Genomic DNA, 9,844 nt, shown 5'->3' on the forward strand with positions numbered 1-9,844 from the left:
GACACATGATGCGATCTACACCTATAAGCTAAAGCGCGGACTCCCTTTTCCTGCCAGACTCTCTATCGTGATCCTGCTTTTCACTCGCCTCAATCGCGCTATCAGTGCTGCTTTTCTGGCCTTTATTGCGGTTGACAACAGGCGGCAATCGCCGCGATATCCTGCGGTGTGGTGCGGCAACAGCCACCAATCAACCGCGCGCCCGCTTGTTGCCACTCAGGGAATTTATCCTGCAGCGTGCAGCCCGATGGCGCCGAGTGCCAGGTTTTGCTGCTGGCATCGTACTGTTCACCGGAGTTGGGATAGACCAACAGCGGTTTAGCACACAGCGCCTGCAAGGTTTGCAGCGCCGGTGTCACGCTCTCCAGTGCTACGCAGTTGATGCCAATCGCCACCACTTGTGGTGCCACATTGACCAGTTCAGCGACCTGGCTTAACGGCGTGCCATCGCTGATGTGTTGCGCATCACGCAGGGTGAAGGAGAACCATGCGCTGCTGTTTGGGTACTCTGCCAGCAAACTCACCAGCGCCTGCGCTTCAGCAAACGATGGCAGGGTTTCACACGCCAGCAAATCCACGCCCGCGTCCAACAGCGCCTTGACGCGTGGGCGATGGAAATCTTTCATCTCCGCTTCTGGCAGAGCGTAATCACCGCGATACTCAGCACCATTAGCAAGGTAAGCGCCATAGGGCCCAACGGAACCGGCCACCAGCAAAGCGGCATCACTGCCTGATGCCGCACGATAATCATCACGCGCACGCTGTGCCAGTTTCACACTTTGCTCGATCAATGTGAGCGCTTGCGCCTCATCCAGCCCACGCGCCGCAAAGCCCTGCGGCGTGGCCTGATAGCTGGCGGTGATCGCCACATTGGCGCCGGCCGCAAAATAGTCGTTATGCACCTGATAAATCAGCTCAGGGTTTTCCATCAGCACTTTGGCAGACCAGAGCGCATCGGCGAGATTGCAACCGCGCGCCTCCAGTTCGGTGGCCAGCGCGCCATCCAGAATCAGTGTGTCATGTTGTGTTAAGGCTTCTGCGACAGGATTACGCGACATCATTGGCCTCCCCGGCCTTCAGGTTACGTCGATGCGTGACATGGTATGCGGCATAACAGAACAGCACAAATGGAATGCCACACCACAGCGCAATACGCTGCGACGGATCGAAGGCCAGCCCTACACACGCCAGCAGGCACAGCAGGAAACCGAGAATCGGCGTTAGAGGATAGAGTGGCGCGCGATAGGCGAGTTGTTGCAGCGAACCGCCTGCGGCCAAGTGGCGACGACGGAACACATAGTGCGAGGCACAGATACTCAGCCACACCGCCACCACCGCAAAACCTGAAATGGCTGACAGCGCCACAAATACGGTATCCGGCGCGATCACGCTGGAGAACAGCGCCAGCAGGCCGCCCAGCATACTGACGGTGATCGCCAGCACCGGAATCCCACGGCGGTTCACCTGGGCGAAACAGCGCGGCAAGGTGTTCTCATTCGCCAGCGACCACAGCATCCTGCCCGACGCATACAACCCCGAGTTGGCGGCGGAGAGGATCGCCGTCAGGATCACGAAATTGAAGATATCGGCCGCGTAGGGAATGCCAATCTTCTCAAACACCAGCACAAACGGGCTTTTAACGATGCCGGCCTGATCCATCGGGATCAACGCCGCCAGCACAAATACTGTACCAATAAAGAAGATAATCAATCGTGCTACGGTCGTGCGGATCGCCAGCGGCAAGGCTTTCTGCGGCTGCTCGGTTTCGCCAGCGGCAATACCAATCAGCTCAGTGCCGGAGAAGGCGAAGTTCACCGCCACCATGGTCATCAGAATCGGCAAGGTGCCGTGCGGTAACCAGCCTGAAGCCGTCAGGTTACTCAATCCCGGTGCGGCACTGCCATCCTTCATCGGGATAAAGCCAAACATCGCGCCCGCACCGAGGATGATAAAGGCAATGATGGTGACCACTTTGATGATGGAGAACCAAAACTCCCCTTCCGCGAAGAAACGCGTGGAGACGATATTCAGCAGATAGATGGCGATGCAGAACACCAAACACCACAGCCACACCGGCGTGGTGGGGAACCAATACTGCATACAGAATCCGGCGGCGGTCAGGCTGGAGCCGAGCGCCACCGTCCACGTCAGCCAGTAGAGCCATGCCACAGTATAGCCAGTTGCCGGGCTGAGATAGCGCGCCGCATAGACATGGAAAGCGCCGGTTTCCGGCATCGCTACGGCCAGTTCGCCGAGACATACCATCACCAGCCACACCACCAGCGCGCCGATCAGATATGCCAGTAGCGTGCCCGCCGCCCCGGTGGTTGAGATGATATAGCCGGTGTTGAAGAACAGTCCGGTGCCAATCACACCTCCCAGCGACAGCATCACCAGATGCCGCACTTTCATGGTGCGCTTAAAGTTTTCCTGCGAAGAAGTATCCTGCGTTTGCATTATTTTTATCCGTATGGACGTCTGAACATCTATATGGACACAGGGTTATACGCGCCAGCGTGTCAATTTGCAACGTGGCAAAGGGTGAGGGTTTTAAAAAGTCGGGGGTGGCCCCGCGTCAACGGGGCACCACATCAGGCGCCAAATACGCCTTGCAGATAGCGCTCAAGCGCGATACGCGAGCTAAAACCATGCGGAATACCGTAATGTTCCTGGGATTCACCCATCAGATAAAGCGGGAACTGGGTGTAATGATCGCAGGTTTTCATTTCTGAGGCGGGCTCGGCAAAGTGCTGACTTTTCTCTTTCAGCGTGGGGTGAATGATCAATGCGGTGCGGCCCATGCGCGCTTCGCGATTGACGTAGACATAATTTTCACCACGACGATAACCGTAAATTTTTGGCGTCAGGGTGTCCATTTCGAACCCTGCTTTTTCCAGTACGCGCGCTACCTCATCCGGACGTAAATACATGCTTGCTCCTCTCTTCTCACAGCCCCGCAACCTTACAACAGCCCGACATACAGGACATTCGGAATTTCCCTAAAGCCTGGCATACGCCTGCGTTTAGTCACGTTTCGTCTACACTCAGTATTACTTGTTAAATCAAAGGGAGCGAAAAAATGTTTAATCGCGTAAGCAAAAACGATGACATTGATATCAATCAGGATGTAAACGAGCTGGCAGATTCGCTCGAAGCATTACTTAAATCTTACGGCAGCGAAGCCAAAGATGAAGTGGATAGCGCACGCAGCAAAGCACAGTCGCTGCTGAAGCAGACCCGCGCAAAACTGAACGGCGGCAACAGCCGCGTTTCTCAGGCAGCGCGTGACGCCAGTTATCAAGTTGATGCCTACGTGCATGACAAACCCTGGCATGGCGTGGGTGTCGGTGCAGCCGTGGGTCTGGTGTTAGGTGCGCTGTTAATGTCACGCCGTTAACCATCATTAGCGTTTAAAGAGAGCCTCGCGATTGCGGGGCTTTTTTGTGCCTGCCGCAAATGAAAGCGCACAAAATTTGACCTAAATTTTGCCTCCCTCGCCTTTACAAAAAAAATTTCGGGCCTGGAAGGTGCATGATCTCTGGTGTTAGCGTTTATCCGAAGATAAAAATACAAAATCCCTATATCTGGTGGGCTTGACCACTACGAGCACTACATCTAGTATTCAACCCATCAACTCGCTACCAGATGTCGTCAAGGACGAAGTTCGCTGCAAATAGGATTTTGCTTCGTATCTCGCATCCAGACCGCAATCAAAGGGAAATACGAATCATGCGCATTATTATTTACACTAAAAACAACTGTGTCCAGTGCAACGCGACAAAAAATGCCATGGACCGTAAAGGTATCGACTATCAGCTGATCAACCTCGATACCCAACCGGAAGCCATTGATAACCTCAAATCCCTCGGCTATCGCCAGGTGCCCGTCGTCATGACCCATGATGACCACTGGAGCGGCTTCCGCCCTGACAAAATCGCCAGCCTGCGCCAGCTCGCTGCAGTCGGGGGATAAGGCGATGTTCCCACTGGTCTACTTCTCTAGCCAGTCGGAAAACACGCACCGATTTATCACTCGTCTGGGACTGCCTGCTTGCCGCATACCGATTGATGGCAAGCAGCGCCTGCATATCGACCAACCCTTTATTTTAGTGGTGCCGAGCTACGGCGGCGGCAGTGCGCGGGGTGCGGTGCCCAGACAAGTGATTCAATTCCTTAATGATGACGCCAACCGACGCGGTATCCGCGGGGTGATTGCTGCCGGTAACCGCAACTTCGGTGAAGGCTATTGCCTGGCAGGCGACATCATTGCGCAGAAATGTCAGGTTCCTTATCTCTACCGCTTTGAGCTGATGGGAACCCCCGACGATATCGCTAATGTAAAAGCGGGAGTAACCCAATTTTGGCAACGACAGACACCCTGAACAGCACGCAGCTGGATTATCACGCGCTCAATGCGATGCTGAACCTGTATGACGCCGATGGCCGCATTCAGTTCGAGAAAGATCACGAGGCTACGCGCCAGTTCTTCCTGCAGCATGTAGAGCCGAATACCGTACAGTTCGCTTCGGCGGCCGATCGCCTGCGCTATCTGGTTGAGGAAGGCTACTATGAAGCCACGGTACTGAATCAGTACGACTTCAGTTTCCTGTGCCAGCTGCACGATGAAGCCAATGCCTGGGGTTTCCGTTTCCACACCTTCCTCGGTGCGTGGAAGTTTTACACCAGCTACACGCTGAAAACCTTCGACGGTAAACGCTATCTGGAAACCTTCGAGCAGCGCGCCTGCATGGTGGCGCTGACGCTGGCACGCGGCAACGAATCGCTGTCACGCGAATTGCTGGCAGAGATGCTCAGCGGCCGCTTCCAGCCAGCCACCCCAACCTTCCTCAACTGCGGTAAACAGCAGCGCGGCGAGTTAGTCTCGTGCTTCCTGCTGCGCATCGAAGACAATATGGAATCGATTGGGCGTGCGGTGAACTCGGCGCTGCAGTTGTCAAAACGCGGCGGCGGCGTGGCCTTCCTGCTCTCTAACCTGCGTGAATCCGGTGCGCCGATTAAGCGCATCGAAAACCAGTCGTCTGGCGTGATTCCGGTAATGAAGATGCTGGAAGATGCGTTCTCTTACGCCAATCAGCTTGGTGCACGCCAGGGCGCGGGCGCGGTGTGGCTGAACGCGCATCACCCCGATATCTTCCGCTTCCTTGATACCAAACGCGAAAACGCTGACGAGAAGATCCGTATCAAAACGCTGTCGCTCGGCGTGGTGATCCCCGATATCACCTTCCAGCTGGCGAAAGAGAATCGCGATATGGCGCTGTTCTCGCCGTATGACGTTGAGCGCATTTACGGCAAAGCGTTCGGTGATATCAGCATCAGCGAGCTGTATGAAGAGATGCTGGCCGACGATCGTATCCGTAAGACTTACATCAAGCCGCGTGATTTCTTCCAGACGCTGGCAGAAATTCAGTTTGAGTCAGGCTATCCGTACATCATGTACGAAGACAGCGTGAACCGTCACAACCCGATTGCTGGTCGCATCAATATGAGCAACCTGTGCTCAGAGATTTTGCAGGTTAACAGCGCCAGCGAATTCTATGACGATCTTAACTACCGCCGCGTGGGCAAGGATATCTCCTGTAACCTCGGCTCGCTGAACATCGCGCATGCTATGGATTCCCGCAATCTGGCGCAGACCGTTGAAACCGCCGTGCGCGCATTGACGGCGGTTTCTGAGATGAGCGAAATCAACTCGGTGCCGTCGGTCGCGGAAGGCAATCGTCGTTCACATGCGGTGGGCCTGGGTCAGATGAACCTGCACGGCTATCTGGCGCGTGAAGGCATGGCTTATGGCTCGGAAGAGGCACTGGATTTCACCAATCTCTACTTCTACTGCGTCACCTATCACGCGGTGCGCACGTCGAACCTGCTGGCTCAAGAGCGCAATCAGAGTTTTGATGGCTTTGAGCAGTCTCAGTATGCCAACGGCCGCTACTTCGATAAGTATGTGGATCGCGCCTGGCTGCCACGCACCGCACGCGTGGCACAGATTTTTGCCGATGCAGGCATTGCGCTGCCAAGTCAGGCCGATTGGCAGGCATTGCGCGAATCAGTGATGCAACACGGCTTGTTTAACCAGAACTTACAGGCGGTGCCGCCAACCGGTTCGATCTCGTACATCAATCACGCGACATCGAGTATTCACCCGATCGTGTCGCGCATTGAGATCCGTAAAGAGGGTAAAACCGGCCGCGTTTATTATCCGGCGCCGTTTATGACCAACGAGAATCTGGATCTTTATCAGGATGCGTACCAGATTGGTCCGGAAGCGATCATTGATACCTATGCCGAAGCCACGCAGCACGTCGATCAGGGCTTGTCGTTGACGCTGTTCTTCCGCGATGACGTCACCACGCGTGACATCAACAAAGCGCAAATTTATGCGTGGAAGAAAGGCATCAAAACGCTCTACTACATTCGTCTGCGCCAGATGGCGCTGCAAGGCACCGAAGTCCAGGGCTGCGTCTCCTGCTCATTGTGATGAAAACTATGCAACTTAAACAAATTCAAGCGATTAACTGGAACCGAATCCAGGACGAAAAAGACCTCGAAGTGTGGAACCGTCTGACCAGCAACTTCTGGCTGCCGGAAAAAGTGCCATTGTCCAACGACCTGCCAGCCTGGCAGTCGCTGGACCACCAGCAACAGCAGCTGACCATCCGCGTGTTTACCGGTTTGACGCTGCTCGACACTATCCAGAACGTGATCGGCGCGCCGGGCCTGATGGAAGACGCCATCACGCCGCATGAAGAAGCGGTGCTGTCGAATATCAGCTTTATGGAAGCGGTGCATGCGCGTTCATACAGCTCGATTTTCTCCACCCTGTGCAACACCGCCGATGTCGATGCGGCGTATCGCTGGAGTGAGGAGAACGAAGCGTTGCAGAACAAGGCGAAGATTGTGCTGGATCACTATCGGGCCGAGGACCCGCTGAAGAAGAAAATCGCCAGCGTGTTCCTGGAATCGTTCCTGTTCTACTCCGGTTTCTGGCTGCCGATGTACTGGTCAAGCCGTGGCAAATTGACCAACACCGCTGACCTGATTCGTTTGATTATTCGCGATGAAGCGGTGCACGGATATTACATCGGCTACAAGTACCAGAAGGCACTGGAAAAAGTTGACGATGCACGCCGTGAAGAGCTGCAGCAATTTGCCATCGATTTGCTGCTGGCGCTGTATGAAAACGAAGTGGAGTATACCGAAGCGCTGTATGCGGATGTCGGTTGGGCGGAAGAGGTAAAAACCTTCCTGCACTACAACGCTAACAAGGCGTTGATGAATCTGGGGTATGAGGCGTTGTTCCCGTCAGAGCTGACGACGGTGAATCCGGCCATTCTCTCGGCTTTGTCACCGAATGCCGATGAAAACCACGATTTCTTCTCCGGTTCAGGTTCTTCCTACGTGATGGGAAAAGCCGTGGAAACCGAAGACGAGGACTGGAATTTCTAGCATCAGGCCTGCTGCACAGGGCGCGCCACAACGCGCCCTTTCATCACCTTCATATTTACTGATTAGACTGACAAATATTCCCTCGTTATTTCCCTTTCTCAGCTTCATTATTTTGTCATTTTAGCGCCATTAATTCGTCCATTATATCGCCTACATAAGCGCAATTTATTCGTGTTTCACTGAGCATTTGCCGTGAAAGCGGGTTAATTTCATAAAAATTTCAGAAAAAAATGATTCGCTCTCATCCCTTGTGAGCACTGGAATTATCGCCAATCTGCACGCGCTCGCTCAGCCAAATATCCGAACCAAGGGTTGTCAGATATTCTCACTATGCTAGGTTATAGGGCGCTTAAATTTAATCGAGATCACTACAAGAAATAGCTAAACATTTAACCGGGAAATTAATTACTGCATGGCAATTAAACTCGAAGTAAAGAATTTATATAAGGTATTTGGGGATCACCCCGAAAAGGCATTTAAGCTGATTGAGAAAGGCGAAAGCAAAGAGAGTATTCTGGCGAAAACCGGTCTCTCCGTCGGCGTAAAAGATGCCAGTCTGGCCATTGAAGAAGGCGAGATCTTCGTCATCATGGGGCTCTCCGGTTCAGGGAAATCCACCATGGTTCGCCTTCTCAATCGTCTGATCGAGCCCACTCGCGGCCAGGTGATCATTGACGGTGTCGATATTGCGAAAATATCGGATGCTGAACTGCGTGAAGTGCGCAGAAATAAGATCAGCATGGTATTCCAGTCCTTCGCATTAATGCCCCATATGACGGTGCTGAATAATACCGCCTTCGGCATGGAATTAGCGGGCGTGCCGTTACAGGAACGTCAGGAAAAAGCGCTGGAAGCATTGCGTCAGGTGGGACTGGATAATTATGCTCACTCCTATCCAGATGAACTCTCCGGCGGTATGCGTCAACGTGTCGGATTAGCGCGCGCGCTGGCGATCAATCCCGATATTTTACTGATGGATGAAGCCTTCTCCGCCCTCGATCCGCTTATTCGTACCGAAATGCAGGATGAGCTGGTCAAACTGCAGGCGAAACATCAGCGTACCATTGTGTTTATCTCTCACGATCTCGATGAAGCGATGCGTATTGGCGATCGCATCGCCATCATGCAGGGTGGCGAAGTGGTACAGGTCGGTACGCCGGATGAAATCCTGAATAATCCCGCTAACGATTATGTGCGCACCTTCTTCCGGGGTGTCGATATTAGCCATGTGTTTAGCGCCAGGGATATTGCCCGTCGTAGCGCCGGCGCACTGATTCGTAAAGCGGCCGGTTTTGGCCCACGTTCCGCCATTAAACTGCTTCAGGATGAAGACCGCGAATATGGCTATGTGCTGGAGAAACAGAAATTTGTCGGCGTAGTTTCAACCGATTCACTTAAAGCGGCACTGGCTGCGGGTGAAGGTCTGGATAGCGCCCTGCTTGAGACGCCGTTAGCGGTTCCTGCGGATACCTCCCTGAACGATTTGCTCTCCCACGTTGCACAAGCGCCCTGCGCGGTGCCGGTGGTCGGCGAGGAGAATCAGTACGTCGGTATTATTTCCAAAAGCATGCTATTGCGCGCTTTAGATCGTGAAGGAGCCCAGTCATGAGTGAACAAACCAGCAATCCGTGGGATAGCGCCAGCCAGACCACGCAGCAACCCGCGACCACAGATTCGAGCGCGGCAGCCAGCAGTAGCGATCCCTGGGGCGGAAGTAGCAGCAGCGCACCCGCCGACAGCACGTCCAGCAGCGGTTCCGCCGATGCATGGGGCGATCCTTCAGCGGCGAGCGGCGGACATGATGCTGCCAGCAGCGCAGCCAGTAGCAGTGGTTCAGCCGATGCATGGGGTGATCCCTCGGCGGCGAGCGGTGGACATGATGCCGCCAGCAGTGCCGCCAGTAGCAGTGACTGGCTCAACAGCGCGCCCGCTCCGGCTCCCGAGCATTTTAATATCATGGATCCGTTCCACAAGACCTGGATCCCACTCGACAGCTGGGTGACCGAAGGCATCGACTGGGTCGTTAGCCACTTCCGCCCGGTGTTCCAGGGCATTCGCGTGCCGGTCGACTATATCCTCAGCGCATTTCAGCAGTTGCTGCTGGGCATGCCCGCGCCCGTGGCAATTGTGGTATTTGCGTTGATTGCCTGGCAAATTGCCAGCCCGGCCATGGGAATCGCGACTCTCATTTCATTGATTGCGATTGGTGCTATTGGCGCGTGGTCGCAAGCGATGGTGACACTGGCGCTGGTACTGACCGCCCTGCTGTTCTGTATCATCATCGGCCTCCCGCTGGGGATTTGGCTGGCACGCAGTGAACGTGCGGCACGCATTATCCGACCGTTGCTGGATGCGATGCAGACCACACCGGCCTTCGT

At 54.5% G+C, this 9,844-nt stretch carries 9 protein-coding genes and 1 pseudogene; 7 read left to right on the top strand and 3 right to left on the bottom strand.

The genetic code is table 11. The annotated features are described in order from the left end of the window. Positions 1–122 precede the first annotated feature (122 nt). From mmuM to H7A81_RS22540, 3 genes are all read right to left on the bottom strand, one after another. A complete protein-coding gene (mmuM, locus tag H7A81_RS22530; protein ID WP_182058776.1) occupies positions 123–1,058 on the bottom strand; it encodes a homocysteine S-methyltransferase in 936 nt (311 codons plus the stop codon). Continuing rightward, positions 1,048–2,457 carry an S-methylmethionine permease gene (mmuP, locus tag H7A81_RS22535; RefSeq protein WP_160869407.1) on the bottom strand — a complete coding sequence of 470 codons (1,410 nt, stop codon included), beginning with the start codon at positions 2,455–2,457 and terminating at the stop codon, positions 1,048–1,050. The genes mmuM and mmuP overlap by 11 nt, the downstream gene beginning before the upstream one ends. A 134-nt stretch (positions 2,458–2,591) precedes the next feature. Further along, positions 2,592–2,930, bottom strand: coding sequence for a DUF2002 family protein (locus H7A81_RS22540; protein ID WP_034825485.1), 339 nt, complete (start codon positions 2,928–2,930; stop codon positions 2,592–2,594). Positions 2,931–3,079: 149 nt separating this feature from the next. Here H7A81_RS22540 and H7A81_RS22545 point away from each other — a divergent pair, with 149 nt between their 5' ends. From H7A81_RS22545 to H7A81_RS22575, 7 genes and pseudogenes are all read left to right on the top strand, one after another. Then, a complete protein-coding gene (locus H7A81_RS22545; protein ID WP_058959185.1) occupies positions 3,080–3,397 on the top strand; it encodes a DUF883 family protein in 318 nt (105 codons plus the stop codon). A gap of 332 nt (positions 3,398–3,729) precedes the next feature. Beyond that, on the top strand, positions 3,730–3,972 hold the full coding sequence (locus H7A81_RS22550) for a redoxin NrdH (RefSeq protein WP_038645282.1): 243 nt from the start codon (positions 3,730–3,732) through the stop codon (positions 3,970–3,972). Positions 3,973–3,976: 4 nt separating this feature from the next. After that, a complete protein-coding gene (nrdI, locus tag H7A81_RS22555) occupies positions 3,977–4,381 on the top strand; it encodes a class Ib ribonucleoside-diphosphate reductase assembly flavoprotein NrdI (RefSeq protein ID WP_166936190.1) in 405 nt (134 codons plus the stop codon). Next, positions 4,360–6,498: a class 1b ribonucleoside-diphosphate reductase subunit alpha gene (gene nrdE / locus H7A81_RS22560; protein WP_182058777.1), complete on the top strand. Its 2,139-nt coding sequence runs from the start codon at positions 4,360–4,362 to the stop codon at positions 6,496–6,498. Before nrdI ends, nrdE begins: the two co-directional genes overlap by 22 nt. Before the next feature lie 8 nt (positions 6,499–6,506). Then, positions 6,507–7,466: a class 1b ribonucleoside-diphosphate reductase subunit beta gene (gene nrdF, locus H7A81_RS22565; RefSeq protein ID WP_182058778.1), complete on the top strand. Its 960-nt coding sequence runs from the start codon at positions 6,507–6,509 to the stop codon at positions 7,464–7,466. A 412-nt stretch (positions 7,467–7,878) separates the two neighbouring features. Continuing rightward, positions 7,879–9,075, top strand: a complete 1,197-nt coding sequence (proV, locus tag H7A81_RS22570) for a glycine betaine/L-proline ABC transporter ATP-binding protein ProV (RefSeq protein ID WP_034825478.1) — start codon at positions 7,879–7,881, stop codon at positions 9,073–9,075. Beyond that, a pseudogene (locus H7A81_RS22575) lies at positions 9,072–9,844 on the top strand (proline/betaine ABC transporter permease ProW); the annotation flags it as partial. The gene proV and the pseudogene H7A81_RS22575, both read left to right, overlap by 4 nt.

The organism is Pantoea sp. ME81 (assembly GCF_903970985.1).
GTDB classification, from domain to species: domain Bacteria; phylum Pseudomonadota; class Gammaproteobacteria; order Enterobacterales; family Enterobacteriaceae; genus Pantoea; species Pantoea communis.

What these genes read in the sequence shown, in the direction of transcription:
- mmuM (WP_182058776.1), bottom strand. Translation starts at nt 1,058, where the DNA reads ATGTCGCGTAATCCTGTCGCAGAAGCCTTAACACAACATGACACACTG.
- proV (WP_034825478.1), top strand. Translation starts at nt 7,879, where the DNA reads ATGGCAATTAAACTCGAAGTAAAGAATTTATATAAGGTATTTGGGGAT.
- H7A81_RS22550 (WP_038645282.1), top strand. Translation starts at nt 3,730, where the DNA reads ATGCGCATTATTATTTACACTAAAAACAACTGTGTCCAGTGCAACGCG.
- nrdI (WP_166936190.1), top strand. Translation starts at nt 3,977, where the DNA reads ATGTTCCCACTGGTCTACTTCTCTAGCCAGTCGGAAAACACGCACCGA.
- H7A81_RS22545 (WP_058959185.1), top strand. Translation starts at nt 3,080, where the DNA reads ATGTTTAATCGCGTAAGCAAAAACGATGACATTGATATCAATCAGGAT.
- H7A81_RS22540 (WP_034825485.1), bottom strand. Translation starts at nt 2,930, where the DNA reads ATGTATTTACGTCCGGATGAGGTAGCGCGCGTACTGGAAAAAGCAGGG.
- nrdF (WP_182058778.1), top strand. Translation starts at nt 6,507, where the DNA reads ATGCAACTTAAACAAATTCAAGCGATTAACTGGAACCGAATCCAGGAC.
- mmuP (WP_160869407.1), bottom strand. Translation starts at nt 2,457, where the DNA reads ATGCAAACGCAGGATACTTCTTCGCAGGAAAACTTTAAGCGCACCATG.